This window comes from Klebsiella sp. D-Nf1 (assembly GCF_002810515.1).
GTDB lineage: Bacteria > Pseudomonadota > Gammaproteobacteria > Enterobacterales > Enterobacteriaceae > Klebsiella > Klebsiella variicola.
In genome coordinates this window covers 40,230-58,116 of sequence record NZ_PIOK01000012.1, presented here as the reverse complement: position 1 = coordinate 58,116, position 17,887 = coordinate 40,230, and the positions used below count along the sequence as shown (strand labels likewise).

Annotated in this window: 18 protein-coding genes; 8 read left to right on the top strand and 10 right to left on the bottom strand. The window is 56.5% G+C overall.

Annotation, left to right across the window (positions count from 1 at the left end; genetic code table 11):
• Positions 1-13 precede the first annotated feature (13 nt).
• The 7 genes from pstC to CWM54_RS26305 all read left to right on the top strand — a co-directional run bounded on the left by pstC (position 14) and on the right by CWM54_RS26305 (position 7,551).
• Positions 14-973, top strand: a complete 960-nt coding sequence (gene pstC / locus CWM54_RS26340; RefSeq protein WP_061156293.1) for a phosphate ABC transporter permease PstC — start codon at positions 14-16, stop codon at positions 971-973.
• Complete coding sequence (gene pstA / locus CWM54_RS26335; RefSeq protein ID WP_061156294.1) at positions 973-1,863, top strand: phosphate ABC transporter permease PstA; 891 nt, start codon at positions 973-975, stop codon at positions 1,861-1,863. The genes pstC and pstA overlap by 1 nt, the downstream gene beginning before the upstream one ends.
• 47 nt (positions 1,864-1,910) lie before the next feature.
• Complete coding sequence (gene pstB, locus CWM54_RS26330; protein ID WP_004145006.1) at positions 1,911-2,684, top strand: phosphate ABC transporter ATP-binding protein PstB; 774 nt, start codon at positions 1,911-1,913, stop codon at positions 2,682-2,684.
• A gap of 50 nt (positions 2,685-2,734) precedes the next feature.
• Entirely contained in the window at positions 2,735-3,460 is a 726-nt protein-coding gene (phoU, locus tag CWM54_RS26325) for a phosphate signaling complex protein PhoU (protein WP_004145007.1), read from the top strand.
• Positions 3,461-3,942: 482 nt separating this feature from the next.
• Positions 3,943-5,577 carry a carbohydrate porin gene (locus CWM54_RS26315; RefSeq protein ID WP_100699084.1) on the top strand — a complete coding sequence of 545 codons (1,635 nt, stop codon included), beginning with the start codon at positions 3,943-3,945 and terminating at the stop codon, positions 5,575-5,577.
• Positions 5,578-5,615: 38 nt separating this feature from the next.
• A complete protein-coding gene (locus CWM54_RS26310; RefSeq protein ID WP_100699082.1) occupies positions 5,616-6,782 on the top strand; it encodes an alpha/beta hydrolase-fold protein in 1,167 nt (388 codons plus the stop codon).
• 49 nt (positions 6,783-6,831) lie between these two features.
• Positions 6,832-7,551, top strand: a complete 720-nt coding sequence (locus CWM54_RS26305) for a glucosamine-6-phosphate deaminase (RefSeq protein WP_100699080.1) — start codon at positions 6,832-6,834, stop codon at positions 7,549-7,551.
• A gap of 80 nt (positions 7,552-7,631) precedes the next feature.
• Here CWM54_RS26305 and yieH read toward each other — a convergent pair whose 3' ends face one another.
• Entirely contained in the window at positions 7,632-8,297 is a 666-nt protein-coding gene (yieH, locus tag CWM54_RS26300) for a 6-phosphogluconate phosphatase (protein WP_008806734.1), read from the bottom strand.
• Positions 8,298-8,467: 170 nt separating this feature from the next.
• Here yieH and CWM54_RS26290 point away from each other — a divergent pair, with 170 nt between their 5' ends.
• Positions 8,468-9,805: an NCS2 family permease gene (locus CWM54_RS26290; protein ID WP_074385295.1), complete on the top strand. Its 1,338-nt coding sequence runs from the start codon at positions 8,468-8,470 to the stop codon at positions 9,803-9,805.
• Between the two features lie 45 nt (positions 9,806-9,850).
• Here the strand turns inward: CWM54_RS26290 and CWM54_RS26285 are convergent, their stop codons facing one another.
• The 9 genes from CWM54_RS26285 to rnpA form a co-directional block, all read right to left on the bottom strand.
• Entirely contained in the window at positions 9,851-10,417 is a 567-nt protein-coding gene (locus CWM54_RS26285; protein ID WP_100699078.1) for an NADPH-dependent FMN reductase, read from the bottom strand.
• A gap of 36 nt (positions 10,418-10,453) precedes the next feature.
• Positions 10,454-11,029 (bottom strand): 4'-phosphopantetheinyl transferase family protein, encoded by a 576-nt coding sequence (locus CWM54_RS26280; protein WP_162678357.1) that lies wholly within the window; start codon positions 11,027-11,029, stop codon positions 10,454-10,456.
• Between the two features lie 308 nt (positions 11,030-11,337).
• The gene (gene yidZ, locus CWM54_RS26275) at positions 11,338-12,297 is read right to left on the bottom strand and encodes an HTH-type transcriptional regulator YidZ (RefSeq protein WP_100699076.1); all 960 of its coding nucleotides are present in this window, start codon (positions 12,295-12,297) and stop codon (positions 11,338-11,340) included.
• Positions 12,272-13,450: an MFS transporter gene (locus tag CWM54_RS26270; protein WP_100699074.1), complete on the bottom strand. Its 1,179-nt coding sequence runs from the start codon at positions 13,448-13,450 to the stop codon at positions 12,272-12,274. Before CWM54_RS26270 ends, yidZ begins: the two co-directional genes overlap by 26 nt.
• A 99-nt stretch (positions 13,451-13,549) precedes the next feature.
• Positions 13,550-13,969 carry a GNAT family N-acetyltransferase gene (locus CWM54_RS26265; protein WP_100682108.1) on the bottom strand — a complete coding sequence of 140 codons (420 nt, stop codon included), beginning with the start codon at positions 13,967-13,969 and terminating at the stop codon, positions 13,550-13,552.
• Between the two features lie 119 nt (positions 13,970-14,088).
• Positions 14,089-15,453 (bottom strand): tRNA uridine-5-carboxymethylaminomethyl(34) synthesis GTPase MnmE, encoded by a 1,365-nt coding sequence (gene mnmE / locus CWM54_RS26260; protein ID WP_044614064.1) that lies wholly within the window; start codon positions 15,451-15,453, stop codon positions 14,089-14,091.
• A 194-nt stretch (positions 15,454-15,647) separates the two neighbouring features.
• Positions 15,648-17,294 carry a membrane protein insertase YidC gene (gene yidC / locus CWM54_RS26250; RefSeq protein ID WP_061156305.1) on the bottom strand — a complete coding sequence of 549 codons (1,647 nt, stop codon included), beginning with the start codon at positions 17,292-17,294 and terminating at the stop codon, positions 15,648-15,650.
• A gap of 2 nt (positions 17,295-17,296) precedes the next feature.
• Complete coding sequence (yidD, locus tag CWM54_RS26245; RefSeq protein ID WP_004151536.1) at positions 17,297-17,554, bottom strand: membrane protein insertion efficiency factor YidD; 258 nt, start codon at positions 17,552-17,554, stop codon at positions 17,297-17,299.
• Complete coding sequence (rnpA, locus tag CWM54_RS26240) at positions 17,518-17,877, bottom strand: ribonuclease P protein component (protein WP_004151535.1); 360 nt, start codon at positions 17,875-17,877, stop codon at positions 17,518-17,520. The genes yidD and rnpA overlap by 37 nt, the downstream gene beginning before the upstream one ends.
• Between the last annotated feature and the right edge of the window lie 10 nt (positions 17,878-17,887).

Below are 17,887 nucleotides of genomic sequence, written 5' to 3'. Positions count from 1 at the left end.
TAAAGAGTAATCTATGGCTGCAACCAAGCCTGCATTTACCCCTCCGGGGAAAAAGGGTGACATGATTTTCAGTGCGCTGGTAAAACTGGCTGCGCTGATTGTGCTATTGATGCTGGGCGGCATCATCGTTTCCCTGATCATCTCTTCCTGGCCGAGCATTCAAAAGTTTGGCTTTGCTTTTTTGTGGACCAAAGAGTGGGATGCGCCCAACGAAATCTTCGGCGCGCTGGTACCGATTTACGGAACCCTGGTGACCTCCTTTATCGCGCTGCTGATCGCCGTCCCGGTGAGCTTTGGCATCGCGCTGTTTCTGACCGAACTGTCCCCCGCCTGGCTCAAGCGTCCGCTGGGCATTGCGATTGAGCTGCTGGCGGCAATCCCGAGTATCGTATACGGCATGTGGGGCCTGTTTATTTTCGCCCCGCTGTTTGCGACTTACTTCCAGGAGCCGGTCGGCAACGTCCTGTCAACGATCCCGTTCGTCGGTGCGCTGTTTGCCGGTCCGGCGTTTGGTATCGGCATCCTGGCCGCTGGCATCATTCTGGCCATCATGATCATCCCTTATATCGCCGCGGTCATGCGCGATGTCTTCGAACAGACGCCGGTGATGATGAAAGAGTCGGCCTATGGCATCGGCTGCACCACCTGGGAAGTTATCTGGCGCATTGTCTTACCGTTCACCAAGAATGGGGTGATCGGCGGGGTGATGCTCGGTCTGGGCCGCGCGCTGGGTGAAACCATGGCGGTCACTTTTATCATCGGCAACACCTACCAGCTCGACAGCATCTCGTTGTATATGCCAGGGAACAGCATTACCTCCGCGCTGGCTAATGAGTTCGCCGAAGCGGAAACCGGACTGCACGTGGCGGCGCTGATGGAGCTGGGCCTGATCCTGTTCGTTATCACCTTTATCGTTCTGGCCGCGTCTAAGTTCATGATTATGCGCCTCGCGAAGAATGAGGGGGCACGCTAATGGCGACCATTGAATTGCAAACCACTACCGAGCTGGCCGAGTCCCGTCGCAAGATGCAGGCCAAACGCCGCATGAAGAACCGTATCGCTCTGGCGCTGTCCATAGCGACCATGGCGTTTGGTTTGTTCTGGCTTATCTGGATCCTGATGGCGACGATAACCCGCGGTTTCGATGGCATGAGTCTGGCGCTGTTCACCGAAATGACGCCGCCGCCGAACACGGCAGGCGGTGGCCTGGCCAACGCCCTCGCCGGCAGCGGCCTGCTGATCCTGTGGGCGACCGTCTTTGGTACGCCGCTGGGGATCATGGCGGGTATCTATCTGGCGGAGTACGGCCGCAAGTCGGTACTGGCGGAAATCATCCGTTTTATCAACGATATTCTGCTTTCCGCGCCGTCTATCGTGGTCGGCCTGTTCGTCTACACCATCGTGGTGGCGCAGATGCAACACTTCTCGGGCTGGGCGGGCGTTATCGCACTGGCGCTGCTGCAGGTGCCTATCGTTATTCGTACCACCGAAAATATGCTGAAGCTGGTGCCGGATAGCCTGCGTGAAGCGGCCTATGCGCTGGGGACGCCGAAGTGGAAGATGATCTCGGCGATTACCCTGAAAGCGTCCGTCTCGGGGATTATGACCGGGATCCTGCTGGCAATCGCTCGTATTGCCGGGGAAACGGCTCCCCTGCTGTTCACCGCGCTGTCCAACCAGTTCTGGAGCACCGACATGATGCAGCCGATTGCCAACCTGCCGGTGACCATTTTCAAATTTGCCATGAGTCCGTTTGCGGAGTGGCAGCAACTGGCATGGGCCGGGGTATTGATTATCACCCTGTGCGTCTTGCTGCTGAACATCCTGGCGCGCGTTATCTTCGCCAAGAAGAAACACGGTTAATTTTTTGCGGCGCAGCGGCTGCTGCGCTGAATGAGGAAGAGATTGAGATGAGTATGGTGAATACAGCTCCGGGTAAGATTTCAGTTCGTAACCTGAACTTCTACTACGGCAAATTCCATGCCCTGAAGAACATCAACCTGGATATCACCAAAAACCAGGTGACGGCGTTTATCGGTCCGTCAGGCTGCGGTAAATCCACCCTGCTGCGCACGTTCAACAAAATGTTTGAACTGTATCCGGAGCAGCGCGCGGAAGGCGAGATCCTGCTGGATGGCGATAATATTCTGACCAACACCCAGGATATCGCCCTGCTGCGCGCCAAGGTTGGCATGGTATTCCAGAAACCAACGCCGTTCCCGATGTCCATTTACGACAATATCGCCTTCGGCGTGCGCCTGTTTGAAAAGCTGTCCCGTGCCGATATGGACGAGCGCGTGCAGTGGGCGCTGACCAAAGCCGCATTATGGAACGAAACCAAAGATAAACTGCACCAGAGTGGGTATTCTCTCTCCGGCGGCCAGCAACAGCGCCTGTGCATCGCGCGCGGTATCGCGATCCGTCCGGAAGTCCTGCTGCTTGATGAGCCGTGCTCCGCGCTGGACCCGATCTCCACCGGGCGTATCGAAGAGCTGATCACCGAGCTGAAACAGGACTACACCGTCGTTATCGTGACTCACAACATGCAGCAGGCTGCGCGTTGCTCCGACCATACGGCATTTATGTATCTTGGCGAGCTGATTGAGTTCAGCAACACGGACGACCTGTTCACCAAGCCCGCGAAGAAACAAACTGAAGATTATATTACTGGCCGCTACGGTTGATTTGCCCTTGTGCTTTCAGGCTCTCACCAGTTGGGCAATCAGGAGACACCATGGACAACCTAAATCTTAACAAACATATATCCGGCCAGTTCAACGCTGAACTGGAGTACATCCGCACCCAGGTGATGACCATGGGTGGGCTGGTGGAGCAGCAGCTTTCTGATGCGATCACCGCAATGCATAACCAGGACAGCGATCTGGCGAAACGCGTCATCGACGGCGACAAGCAGGTCAACATGATGGAAGTGGCGATCGACGAGGCCTGCGTGCGCATCATCGCCAAGCGCCAGCCGACCGCCAGCGACCTGCGTCTGGTGATGGCGATCATCAAGACTATCGCTGAGCTGGAACGCATCGGCGACGTGGCGGATAAAATCTGCCGCACCGCGCTGGAGAAGTTTTCCCAGCAGCATCAGCCGCTGCTGGTGAGCCTCGAATCGCTGGGCCGTCACACGGTGCAGATGCTGCATGACGTGCTGGATGCGTTCGCGCGTATGGATCTCGACGAAGCGGTACGTATTTATCGCGAAGATAAGAAAGTCGACCAGGAGTATGAAGGCATCGTGCGCCAGCTGATGACCTACATGATGGAAGACTCGCGCACTATCCCGAGCGTCCTGACCGCGCTGTTCTGCGCGCGTTCGATCGAGCGTATCGGCGACCGCTGCCAGAATATCTGCGAATATATTTTCTACTTCGTCAAAGGTCAGGATTTCCGTCACGTTGGCGGCGATGAGCTGGATAAACTGCTCGCCGGCAAAGATCCGAAAGAGTAATAATCATTCTGTCTAATTCTGGTAAATGGATTTATCAGGATTAGATATAATTTTTCCCGCGGCAGCGAGATTGCTGAGATTATCGTCACAATTAACAGGCTGCCCGTTTGAGTTCTTCATTTTATCGCGTAACAATCAGCGTTCACTCCTGAGCTTTAACGCTCAGGGTGGTTTAACCGGATTGTCACTGCGACAGCAGGCAAAACCTGATATTGCCCCTACGGCGGCGGTATCAGGTTTTTTTGTTTTATGCGGGCCAATAATGGCTGAATGAGGGTTGCTACCGCGATGCGCGGGCAAAACCTGAAGAGGATTATCTGTTAAGGCAGATCGTCTTCTTCAGGTTTTTTTTTGCTTTTGTCTAACCGCAAAAATAACAGCCGCCGCGACCTCAAACGGTATGGATACGGCTATTCGAACCTGCGCGGGATGCTTGTTGCTGTCGTGTTTTATTTACGCCAATACTTATATAAGGGAATATTATGATGAGAAAAACCAGGATCGCTCCGGCGATGGTATTGCTGGCACCGCTTTGTTATTCCACCACTCTGATAGCGAGCCCGTTGACGGTGGAGCAACGGCTTGAGCTGCTGGAAAAAGCGCTCAAAGACACGCAAAAAGAACTCAAAAAATATCAGGACCAGGAGAGAAAAAGAGACCAGATTTGGGCCTCATGGTCTCCGCCTGCGGAAGGTCAGAAGCGCAAGACCGGGGTGGCGGCCGCCGGGCCGAAGACGGCGGTGAAACCGGATGCGGTGCTGGTCAAAAATCAACAACCAGCCACGGACGGCGCGCCAGCCTACAGCGCGATGACGCTGAAAGATTTTAGCACGTTCGTGAAAGATGAAATTGGCTTTAGCTATAACGGCTACTTCCGTTCCGGATGGGGTACCGCCTCGCACGGCTCGCCAAAATCGTGGGCGATTGGCTCGCTTGGCCGCCTGGGCAATGAATATTCCGGCTGGTTCGATCTGCAGCTGAAGCAGCGGGTATTTCAGGAAGGCGATAAACGCGTTGATGCCATCGTGATGCTCGACGGTAACGTCGGCCAGCAGTATTCCGCCGGCTGGTTTGGTGACAACGCTGGCGGCGAAAACTACATCCAGTTCTCGGATATGTACGTTAACACCAAAGGGTTCCTGCCGTTTGCCCCGGAAGCCGATTTCTGGGTCGGCAAACACGGGGCGCCAAAAATCGAAATCCAGATGCTGGACTGGAAAACGCAGAGAACCGATGCGGCGGCCGGCGTGGGGCTGGAAAACTGGCAGGTGGGCGCCGGGAAATTCGATATCGCATTGATCCGCGAAGATGTCGATGATTACGACCGTTCTTTGAGCAATAAGCAGCAAATCAACACCAACACCCTGGACGTTCGCTACAAAGAGATTCCGCTGTGGGATAAAGCCAGCCTGATGGTCAGCGGGCGCTATGTCGCTGCCAACCAAAGTTCCTCGGAGAAATATAAAGAGGGCAATGAAGGTTATTATCCGTGGAAAGATACCTGGATGGCAGGCACCTCGTTAACGCAGAAATGGGCTAGCGGCGGCTTTAACGAATTCTCTTTCTTACTGGCGAATAATTCTATTGCCAGCAGCTTCTCGCGCTATGCCGGTTCCAGCCCCTATACCACTTTTAACGGCCGCTATTATGGCGATCATACCAATGGCACCGCGGTGCGCTTAACCTCGCAGGGAGAAACCTATTTACGCGATGACATTATTATGGCGAATGCCATCGTCTACTCCTTTGGTAACGACGTCTATAGCTACGAAACCGGGGCCCACTCCGATTTTGAATCCATTCGCACGGTCCTGCGACCGGCTTATATCTGGGATAAATACAACCAGACCGGCGTCGAGCTGGGATACTTCAAACAGCAAAACAAAGATGTTACCGGCAAGAAATATAACGAGTCCGGTTACAAGACCACGCTGTTCCATACCTTCAAAGTCAATACCAGTATGCTGACCTCGCGCCCGGAAATTCGCTTCTATGCCACCTATATTAAAGCGAAGGATATCGACCTGGATAAGGCAGCGAATAATACCACCAGCATTTTTGAAGACGGTAAAAACGATCAGTTTGCCGTGGGGGCGCAGGCGGAAATCTGGTGGTAAGACGATAACAGAACGGACACTACGGAAGAGGAATAACGATGAAACGACATGCAATTTATTTCGCACTGGCGCTGGCGGGCGCGGCGTTTACCCTCCAGGCGGCGCCATTACCCGCGATGCCGGATCCCACCCTGCCGGTGAGCCACTTTATTACCCAGGTTAACGCGGATAAGAGTATCACTTATCGCCTGTTTGCTCCCGATGCCCGGCGGGTCTCGGTAGTGACCGGCGCCACGCCGGACTCCTTTGTCTCACACGACATGACCAAAGAGGCTCAGGGGGTGTGGACATGGAAAAGTGAGCCGATGAAACCCAATCTCTATGAATACTATTTCGATGTGGATGGCTTCCGCTCGGTGGATACCGGCAGTCGCTATCAGAAGCCGCAGCGCCAGGTGAATACCAGTTTGATTCTGGTACCTGGTAGTATTCTCGACGATCGGGCGGTCGCGCATGGCGATCTGCGCACCCTCACCTATCACTCGAAGGCTCTGAACGCCGAACGTCGTCTCTATGTCTGGACGCCGCCGGGCTATAGCGGAACCGGCGATCCGCTGCCAGTGCTCTATTTCTATCATGGCTTTGGCGACAGCGGTCTGTCGGCCATCGATCAGGGGCGTATCCCGCAGATCATGGATAACCTGCTGGCGGAGGGCAAAATCAAGCCGATGCTGGTGGTGGTCCCGGATACCGAAACCGATACCCCGGAAGCGGTCGCGGAAAACTTCCCGCCGCAGGAGCGGCGCAAAAACTTCTATCCGCTCAATGCGCAGGCGGCGGATAACGAGTTGATGCAGGATATCATTCCGCTGATCGATACCCGGTTTAACGCGCGTAAAGATGCCGATGGCCGGGCGCTGGCTGGCCTGTCACAGGGCGGTTATCAGGCGCTGGTTTCCGGAATGAACCATCTGGATAGTTTTGGCTGGCTCGCCACCTTTAGCGGCGTCACGACTACCACGGTGCCGAATGCCGGCGTGGAAGCGCAGCTGAAGCATCCTGACGCGATCAATAAGCAACTGCGTAACTTTACCGTGGTGGTTGGGGAAAAAGATTCCGTAACCGGTAAAGACATCGCTGGTCTGAAAAGCGAGCTGGAAAAACAGAAGGTCAACTTCGACTATCACTCGTATCCCGGCCTGAACCATGAAATGGACGTCTGGCGCCCGGCCTACGCCGAGTTTGTGCAGAAACTGTTTAAATAACCGTTAGGGGGCGTTCAGCCCCCGTTTTGTGCTTGTGAAGGACGACAAGATGAAAATGATTGTGACCGAAGATTATGAAGAGATGAGCCTGGTCGCCAGCCATCATGTTCTGGGCTATATCACGGCGCCGCGGCGGGTGAATCTCGCCGTGACGGCCGGCAGCACGCCAAAGCGGATGTATGAGCATCTAACCGCCGCCGTGAAAGGCAAAGCATTCTATGATCGGGTGCACTATTACAACTTCGATGAGATCCCCTTTCGCGGCCAGTCGCGAGAAGGCGTCACGATATCTAATCTGCGCCAGCTGTTTTTTACCCCGGCGCAGATCAAAGAAGAGAACATTCATAAGCTGACGCTGGACAACGCCGCTCAGCACGATCGCCAGCTGGAAGAGGCTGGTGGCCTTGATCTGATGGTGCTGGGGCTGGGGGCTGACGGCCATTTTTGCGGCAACCTGCCGAATACTACCCGCTTTCATGATCAGACGGTCGAAGTGCCGATTCATGGGGAAATGATTGATATTGTCGCTAACGGCGAGATGGGTGGGGATTTTTCCGTCGTGCCCGATAGCTATGTCACCATGGGGCCGAGAAGCGTGATGGCGGCAAAAAATCTGCTGTTGATCGTGAGCGGCGCGGCGAAGGCGCAAGCTCTTAAGCAGGTGGTTGAAGGCCCGGTCAGCGAGCAGGTGCCGGCGTCGGTGCTCAAATTACACCCTTCACTGGTGATTATTGCCGATAAGGCGGCAGTCACTGAATTGCAGCCATAACCAGTCGCTGGTTCTATTCCCCCGCTTGCGCAGACGCTTAGCGGGGCTACATCGATGCCAACGTGCCGCTCACCAGGCCCTTAACGCGTGATATCCCAGCCGCGCGCTTGCCACAATGCCGGCAGCTCTGCCAGATCGGTAAAGGTGGTCACTTTGGGATGATCGATCGGCTGGTTGTGCGGATCGGCGCAGAAATAAAACACCTCCATACCGGCGGCAATCCCCGACTGAGCACCGGCGCTGGAGTCATCCACCAGGATACAGTTTTCGGCTTTTACCTGCATGGCCTCTGCCGCATGAAACATCAGCGCCGGATCAGGCTTCCAGCGCTGAATATCGTAGCCGCTGTACAAGCGGTCAGCGAAATGGTGCAGCAGGCCGGTGCGGCCAAGAGAGTGCTGCATTTTACTGACCGGGCCATTGGAAACCACGCACATCGGGACGCTTACCGCATCCAGCAGCGCCTGGGCTCCGGCAATCACCTCCAGTTCGCTATCAAACAGGCGAGCGACCTCCGCACGGTAAATGGGCTCCAGCGTCGCTTTTTGCAGGTTAACGCCATGCTCAGCGTTGATAGTGTCGATAATTTCGTACAGCTTCACCCCTTTGAAGCGCTTAAAAATCTCGGCAAGGTCCAGCGTAATGCCGAATTCCTGGAACATGTGAACGTAGGCGCGGGAGCAAATCACCTCACTGTCGACCAGTGTGCCGTCACAGTCAAAAAATACTGCTTCTGGTTGAGTCATAGTCTTTCCGTATTAACAAGTTTAACGTTTTCGTCATGCCCAATGCCGCGACGCAATCGTTGCCGTATAAGCAAAATAAATGAAAAAAATTACCATACAACTGCGCCGGGTGCCTTGTTTTGGTATAGGATAGCCTCGAATTTTCCCTCCTTTACGTTCGGAAACCGATAATGAGTCAACAACAAACCAGCCAGTCTTCTGGCCAGGGTCTGCTGGAGCGCGTATTTAAACTGCGCGAGCACGGCACCACAGTGCGTACGGAAGCGATCGCCGGTTTCACCACGTTCCTGACGATGGTGTATATCGTTTTTGTTAACCCACAAATTCTTGGCGTAGCGGGCATGGATACCAGCGCCGTGTTTGTGACCACCTGTCTGATTGCTGCGTTCGGCAGTATCCTGATGGGTCTGTTCGCGAACCTGCCGGTGGCTCTTGCGCCGGCGATGGGGCTGAACGCCTTCTTCGCCTTTGTGGTGGTACAGGCGATGGGCCTGCCGTGGCAGGTAGGCATGGGCGCGATTTTCTGGGGCGCCGTCGGTCTGCTGCTGCTGACGATTTTCCGTGTACGCTACTGGATGATCGCCAATATTCCGGTGAGCCTGCGCGTCGGTATCACCAGCGGTATCGGCCTGTTTATCGGCATGATGGGTCTGAAAAATGCCGGGGTTATCGTCGCTAATCCGGAAACGCTGGTCAGCATTGGTCATCTGACCTCCCACAGTGTGCTGCTGGGCATACTGGGCTTCTTTATCATCGCGATTCTGGCATCACGTAACATTCATGCCGCGGTCCTGGTGTCTATTGTGGTCACCACCCTGCTGGGCTGGATGCTGGGCGATGTGCACTACACCGGCATCGTCTCCGCGCCGCCGAGCGTGACGTCGGTGATTGGTCATGTCGATCTGGCGGGCTCCCTGAACCTGGGCCTGGCCGGCGTGATCTTCTCGTTTATGCTGGTCAACCTGTTTGACTCCTCTGGGACGCTGATTGGCGTCACCGATAAAGCGGGTCTGGCTGATGCACAGGGTAAATTCCCGCGCATGAAGCAAGCGCTGTTTGTCGACAGCGTCTCGTCGGTGGCGGGTTCCTTCATCGGTACTTCGTCGGTGACGGCCTATATCGAATCCTCCTCCGGCGTTTCCGTGGGCGGGCGCACCGGCCTGACCGCCGTTGTCGTTGGGATCCTGTTCCTGCTGGTTATCTTCCTGTCTCCGCTGGCGGGGATGGTTCCGGCCTATGCGGCCGCCGGCGCGCTGATTTACGTTGGCGTGCTGATGACCTCAAGCCTGGCGCGCGTGAAGTGGGATGACCTGACGGAAGCGGTACCGGCGTTTATCACCGCGGTGATGATGCCATTTAGCTTCTCAATTACCGAAGGTATCGCCTTAGGCTTTATCTCTTACTGCGTGATGAAGATCGGTACCGGCCGCCTGCGCGAGCTCAGCCCGTGCGTGGTGATCGTCTCGCTGCTGTTTGTGCTGAAGATTGTCTTTATCGATGCACATTAATCCGCACGCATGATGAAAAAGCCCGGCATCGCTGCCGGGCTTTTTTTATGCTTTAACCCGCTGAATATAGTCGCCAAAGGCGGTCAACTGGCCGCGCAGATGGTCGAGAGTGCTCTGATCGACTACTTCACCTGACTGCGGATCCACTTTGTTCTGGATCACACCGCCCATAAATTCCGGTTTATTCATCACCATCGCATCGAGGAAGACCAGAATCTGGCGCAGATGATACTGGCAGCGTGCGCCGCCGATGGCACCCATTGAGCTGGTCTGAATCAGTACTGGTTTGCCGGACAGCGGCTGCTCGGGCAGGCGTGACAGCCAGTCGATAGCGTTTTTCAGGCCGCCAGGCACGGAATAGTTATACTCGGGAGTGACAATCACCACGCCATCCGCCTCGCGGATCTGTTGCGCAATATCCTGCACGTTCTGTGGGAACCCCTCTTCCTCCTGAATATCAGCATCGTACAGCGGGATATCACCGATCGACGGCAGCGCGGAGATGTTCATGCCCGCGGGCGCGATGCCGGGCAGTGTGCGCGCGACCATTCCATTAAACGACCCTTTGCGCAGGCTGCCGAGTAACGTAACCACTTTTAAGGTATCTGACATGATTGCTCCTTTGTATCATGATGCCGGCAAAACCGGTCAATTGAGGGATAAGGTTTTTTCCATTGGTAAGCTGGTAAAGCGCATCAGGCGGGCCGACGGTTCGCGTGCGCGCCGCTGAGCATCCGGCAGACTATGCCATTCGCCCCCTTTAGCGTCATATTCCCAGACCTTCAGCGAGCCGATATTTGGGCTGGCGGCAATCGACCACACCAGCAGCGATTCGGCGTCACAGACGGCTTCGATTGGCTGGCTACCGGCGGTACGCAGGCGGCCAGAGCCCGGCAGCAGCTGCAGACGCGCCGGTGTTTCACCGGTCAGTTTCAACACGCTTCGCCGCAGCGCCACCAGCTGGCTACGCGCTTCATCCGGGTCATGCTGAATGTTAATCCACAGATTTTCATTGTTACTGAAATTGTGCCGGTCAGCGTCGTGTCCACGCACCGTGCGCTGCAGTTCCATGTCGAGGCCACAATCCCCCTCGGTGGTCAGCGCGACGCCAACAATATTGCCAGTATAAGAGATAGAAAAGTGGGGAAGATGACGATCGCTAAAAACCGGTCTGCCATTGGCGGCGTTGACGATTTCAGGCAGCTCGCTGATGCCGTATAGCATAAACAGCAGTTCGGCGAGCAGCGAACGCGAAGCACGAAAGCGAGCCTGGCGGTATTCAGGGAGTAGACGTGCGGATTGATGACAGGCCGCCGACAAACGTGTCGATAGCGGCTCCCCGGTACTGAGTATCCCTCGTGCAAAATGCGTTGCCATACGTCGCTCCGTGAGTAATGGTCTGGTAAAAATTGCGCGCGTTATTATCGCCTGGTATTAACAGGTTTTAATGCCGAAATGCCCCGTTGAAAAGAGAATTTGTTTGAATTTTACAAATTCTTGCGCAATAAGGTGCGATGGACACGAAACAAGGCTTACAGCGTACCGGAATAGAGTTCTTTTAACGTATCTCTAAGCCAGACGAGCTTGGGGTTGTAGCTGTTGCGCTTATGCCATAGCAAGGTGAAGGGGACGCGGAGCTTTTCCAGAAGCTGAGGTTCCAGCGGCAGCGGGCGAGAGACCAGCGGTAGCTGGTGCTGCTGATTATAGTGCTGGCAGTAGCGCGGCGCGGTGGCCAGCATGGTGTGCTGCGGCTGAGCGGCCATAAAGAGCGATTGTTCAAACCCCGGCACGGTCAGCGCCACGTTACGCTTATACCCCAGCTCCTGCAGCACATCGTCCAGTGCCCAGGTATCGCTCTGTTCCCAGCAGATGGTGATATGCGGATAGCGCAAGAATGCCGCCAGATCCCATTCCTCTCTGAGCGCCGGATGATCGGCGCGCAGCCAGACCTGCGGCAGGTCGGTGAACAGGACATCAAAATCGATATACCACGGCAGCAGGCTCAGCTGCTCCCGCGACTGCGGATGACTTTCGCGCCCGCAGAAGCCGATATCCACCTCGCCGCGAATGATGGAGTCCAGGGAGTCGTAGTCCCAGTTGCGCAAACGAATCAATGCCTGCGGATAGCGCTGATAGATGCGTTGGGAGAGGGTGTTAAACAGGATCATCAGCAGCGGCGTTTCCGCCGCCAGCTCGAATTTGAGGCCGCTGGGCATGGTGTGGTGCGGTTTATCGAGGATCTGGTTGCCCATCTGCATCCAGTCCGCCAGATCCTGCTCCATGCTGCTGACCAGCGGCGTAGGCGCCAGACCCAGCGGGGTTTTCACAAACAGCGGGTCGTCAAACCAGGAGCGCAGTTTGGCCAGCGACTTGCTCACCGCTGACGGCGAAACGTTCATCCGCTTCGCCGTACGGGTAACGCTGAGCTCCTGGGTCAGGAGCTGCAGGCAGAGGAGTAAATTAAGATCAAGACTCGACAGCGGCTTCTTCATCGTATTGCGCAACCCGCGGTGGGGTGACGACCAGTAACAAAACAAGGCTCACTATGCTACAGGCAATGAGTATCCCGATCAGCATATTCATCGCGCTGAGTCCGATGATGGCGGCGAGCCAAATCCACAGCGATGAACCGCACACCTGCGCGATGCCGAGAACCGAGCTGGCGACGCCCGCGCGCAGCGTGAAGGGCCCCAGCGCCTGGCTCATCGCGACGCCGAATCCAACGGAGAAGCCGGCGCAAATCATGCCCAGCCCGATCAGGGTGACGGCCTGGCGGGTGGCGAGGCTCAGCGCCAGGCCTGCCGCCAGAAACAGCACCTGCGAGGTCAGCATTAAGGTGCGGGGGTTAAACAGCGACAGGGCGAACGGCGTCGAGAAGGAGACTGCCATGCTGATCATCGCCATCAGGGCCATTGCCATTGAGTAAGTTCCCCGGTCGAACCCCATCTCTTCCATCATCAGTACCGGAGAGACGTTCACGTAGGTCAGGATCGCCGTCACGCTGAGGGTGGTGATAAGAATGCGGCTGAGAAAAAAGCGGTTCAGCAGCGACTCACTGCCGCCATGCTGCGGTGTCGCAGTCTGCGGGTGTGCCGTCGGGCGCGTCTCGCGCAGGATAAAGACCGACAGCAAACCGACCATGACGCCCATGCCGGTCATGGTGTAGAACAGGCTCTGCCACGGATATTTCAGCATAATCAGGTGGCCAAGCACCGGCGCCAGGACGGGGATAATGCAGGTAATGCCGTTGAGCAACGACAGCACCTTGGCGCGGCGGCGATCGTCCAGCGTATCGCGCAGGATAGCGAAAGCCACCACGTAGCAGCTGCCGGCGCCGATCCCCTGGATAAAGCGTCCGACGAGGAAGTGGCTGCTGGCGTGCGCCTGGGCGCAGAGCAGGGAGGCGACAACAAAGATCACCGCGCCCACAATGGCGACAGGCTTACGTCCTGACCGGTCGGCGATGCGACCAGCAAAGAGCATTGCGGAGGCCATACCGGCCAGATAGACTGAAAAGGCGATATGTAATTGTGCCTCGCTGGCCCCCAGGTCCTGAGCAATACGCGGCAGGCCGACCAGATACATATCGATGCCAGAGGGATAGAGCAGAACCAGGGCGAAACTGCAGAGAAGAAAGCGTGTCATGGGATCCTCGCGATGTGAATGGCGTTCAGCATAGTGAGGAACGTGCCGCAAGACGAGTTGCCATTTGGACAACGCTCTTTTCCTGGCAGGAAATGCGAGCTAACGACCCCGGGTTCGCCAGACGCGGGCCATCCCTTCGCTCTCCGGTCTGACGCTTTCGAAGCCGAACTTCGCATACAGCTCCGGCACATCCGCCACCAGCGTGACATAGGCCCCGTCAAAGGCGTTAGCGTCCAGCCAGGCGACCAGCTTCTCCATCACCAGCCGGCCCAGGCCTTTTCCCTGATGAGCCGGATCGACGGCGACGTCGACAATATCGAAATTAATCGCGCCGTCGCCGATGATGCGTCCCATAGCGATCGGCGTCTCCTGCCAAAGGATATGTACGCCGTAACAGCTATGCGGCAGTCCGGCCCTGGCGCCTTCCAGGGGGCGCGGCGACATGCCCGCCGCCACCCGCAGGTGGCAAAACGCTTCGGCGGAGGGCACCTTCTCGATCACGGTATATTCAACGGTCATGCTTTAGTCTCGTGGTAAAAGGGGAGATAAAAGTAGAGAACGTTGCGCCGTAAAGGGCAAGAAAAAACCCGCATTAACGCGGCGTTAATGCGGGTGAGTGAACGTTTACGGACTAAACGTTATTTGCCGATGCAGAAGCTGGAGAAGATACGGCCCAGCAGATCGTCGGAGGTGAACTCCCCGGTGATCTCGCTCAGCGCCTGCTGCGCGAGGCGCAGCTCTTCCGCCAGCAGCTCCCCGGCCCAGGCGCCCAGCAGCTGGGCTTTGCCCTGCTGCAGATGGTTCGCCGCCTCTTCCAGCGCCTGCAGGTGACGGCGGCGGGCGAGGAAGCCGCCTTCCATGCTGGTATCGAAGCCCATGCTCTGCTTGAGGTGGTTACGCAGCACCTCCACGCCTTCGCCGGTACGTGCCGACAGGCGGATCAGTGAGTGGCCATTGACTTCGCTGAGCCCCAGCGCCTCGCCAGTGACATCGGCTTTATTGCGCACCACGGTAATCGGCAGTTTAGCGGGCAGGCGCTCGATAAAGTCCGGCCAGATCTCCGCTGGGTCAACGGCGCTGGTGGTGGTGCCGTCGACCATAAACAGCACCCGATCCGCCTGCTCAATCTCCTGCCAGGCGCGCTCGATGCCGATACGCTCCACCTCGTCACTGGCGTCGCGCAGGCCCGCGGTATCGATGATATGCAGCGGCATGCCGTCGATATGGATATGTTCGCGCAGTACGTCGCGGGTGGTGCCCGCAATGTCGGTGACGATCGCCGCTTCGCGGCCCGCCAGGGCGTTCAGCAGGCTCGATTTACCGGCATTTGGTCGCCCGGCGATCACCACTTTCATCCCTTCGCGCAGCAGACTGCCCTGACGAGCTTCCGCGCGGACGGCGTCGAGGTCGGCCATCACGCCGTTCAGCTGGGCTTCAATTTTGCCGTCGGAGAGGAAATCAATTTCTTCATCCGGGAAATCGATCGCCGCTTCCACGTAGATGCGCAGGTGAGTGAGCGCTTCCACAAGGTGGTTAACCCGCGCGGAGAAGGCTCCTTGCAAGGAGTTCAACGCCGAGCGCGCCGCCTGTTCTGAACTGGCGTCGATGAGGTCGGCGATGGCTTCGGCCTGCGCCAGGTCGAGCTTGTCGTTGAGGAACGCGCGTTCGGAAAACTCGCCCGGCCTGGCGATGCGTACGCCGGGCAACGTCAGAATACGTTTGAGCAGCAGATCGAGAATGACCGGGCCGCCGTGACCCTGCAGCTCAAGCACATCCTCCCCGGTAAAGGAGTTCGGCCCGGGGAACCACAGCGCAATCCCCTGATCCAGCGGCGTACCGTCAACGTCGTTGAACGGCAGGTAGTCGGCATAACGCGGCTTCGGCAGCTTGCCCAGTACCGCCTGCGCGACGTCGCGCGCGTTGAGGCCGGAGATACGCAGGATACCCACCCCACCGCGTCCCGGAGGGGTGGCCTGGGCGACGATAGTGTCGTTATGGCTCATGGTGACTCTCTATGTAGATGTAAAAAAGGCGGTCCTTTGACCGCCTTCTCTGGCATTAACGCTACCGTAGATACTCGAAATAATTCAAGTTGCAGAAAGGCGGCAAGTTAGTGAGGCCCCAGGAGCTTACTGTAGTCAGTGACTGGGGCGAACTAATGAAGCCAACGCATCTGCGGCTTGAAGAATGAAGAGTATCAGGATTTCTTCTTCTCGCGGCTATGAAGGCCACGCTTCTCCAGACCACGGTAAATCAGCTGCTGCTGAATAATGGTGACCAGGTTGCTGACGATGTAGTACACCACCAGGCCAGACGGGAACCACAGGAAGAACACCGTGAAGATGACCGGCATAAAGGTCATGATCTTCTGTTGCATCGGGTCGGTCACGGTGGTCGGCGACATCTTCTGGATGAAGAACATGGTCGCGCCCATGATGATCGGCAGGATGTAGTACGGGTCTTGTGCAGACAGGTCGTGGATCCACAGGATAAACGGCGCATGACGCAGTTCAACCGAGGCGCTCAGCATGTAGTACAGCGCAAGGAAGATCGGCATCTGAATAATCAGCGGGAAGCAGCCACCCAGTGGGTTCACTTTTTCCGCTTTATACAGCGCCATCATCTCCTGGCTTTGACGTTGTTTATCGTCGCCCAGACGCTCACGCATGGCCTGAATCTTCGGCTGCAGCATACGCATCTTCGCCATGGAGGTGTACTGCGCTTTGGTCAGCGGGTACATGATGCCACGAACGATAAAGGTGATAACGATGATCGAGAAGCCCCAGTTGCCGAGGAAGCTGTGGATGAATTTCAGCAGCTTGAACAGCGGTTGGGAGATGAACCACAGCCAGCCGTAGTCGACGGTCAGATCCAGGTGCGGCGCAACGGCAGCCATTTTGTCCTGAATAGCCGGACCGACCCACAGCACGCTCTGCAGCTTGTCGGTTTGACCAGGCTGCACCAGTACCGGCTGCGATTTGTAGCCAATAGCCACAATGCCGTTGCCGAGGTTGGCGGTGTAGAAGTTATTCGTCCCGTTATTCTGCGGCACCCACGCGGTGGTGAAGTACTGCTGCAGCATGGCAACCCAACCGTTTTTGGTGCTGACGTTCAGGTTTTCGTTGTCCAGAATGGTATCGAATTTGTATTTTTCGTATTTCGAATCCGCGGTGGAGAACGCTGCGCCACGGAAAGTATGCATCGTGGACAGGCCGCCGGTCTGCGTATCGCGACTGGTCGGCAGCGCCGCGGTCTGCTTCAACTGACCGAAGGTCGAGACTTCCAGAGGCTTCTCGCTGGCGTTCTGCACGCTATAACCGACGTTCACCGCATAGCCACCACGTTTCAGGGTGAAGGTTTTGGTGAAGACGTTGCCGGCTTTATCGGTGTAGGTCAGCGGAATGACGATTTCATCCTGGCCATCAGCCAGCACAAACGCCTCTTTATCGACGTTGTACAGCGGACGCGGGCCATTCGCCGGGTTATCCGGACCATCACGGCCGGTTAAGCCGCTCTGCGCCTGGTAGACAAACTGCGGCGTGGTTTCCAGTAACTGGAACGGTTCGGTCGACTTCAGCGTTTTTGGATACGCCAGAAGCAGCGCCTGCTCAATATCACCACCGTTGGTGTTGATAGTCAGCTCAAGCACGTCGGTTTTAACCGTAATCAGTTTCCCCTGGCCACTGGCCGGTACGCCCTGGTCGGCGGCGCTACCCGCTGCTGTGGTCGTAGTCTGCGTGGTCTGCTGCTGGGGCTGCGGATTTTTGTCCTGCTCCCAGGCTTGCCAGATCATGAAAGACACGAACAACAAAGCGATGATAAGAAGATTGCGTTGCGAATCCATCGTTAGTGTTCTCTGGTATCAAATGGTCCGGGCGGGACGGGATCGTCACCACCAGGGTGTAAAGGGTGGCATTTTAATACGCGTTTCATTGTCAACCAACTGCCTTTTATCACACCAAACCTGCGTAAGGCCTCAATTCCGTATTGAGAACAGGTTGGGGTGAAACGACAATGCGGCCCGAGTAGCGGACTAATCAGGCGCTGATAAACTCTAATCAGGCCGATCAGGACCCGCGAGCCAGGCGACAATGGCGGCGCCATAATTTTTCCAACGCTTCCGAGAGAGCACGGTTATCGAGGTCGGCAACCCCTCTTTTCGCCACCACCACGAAATCCATTGGCGGGAGTTCATGTTGACGCAAACGAAAACTTTCACGCGTCAGACGTTTAATCCGATTGCGTTCATGTGCGCGTTTTACGTTTTTCTTGGCGACCGTAAGACCGATGCGGGGATGCCCCAGCGAATTCAGGCGGCCGAGGATGGTGATTTGCGGCGTGCCAGCCCGTTGTGGCTGCTGGAAGACGAAAGTGAAATGACTGGGAGTTAACAAACGTAACTCCCTGGGAAATGCGAGCTTAACCACGCAGGGTTAG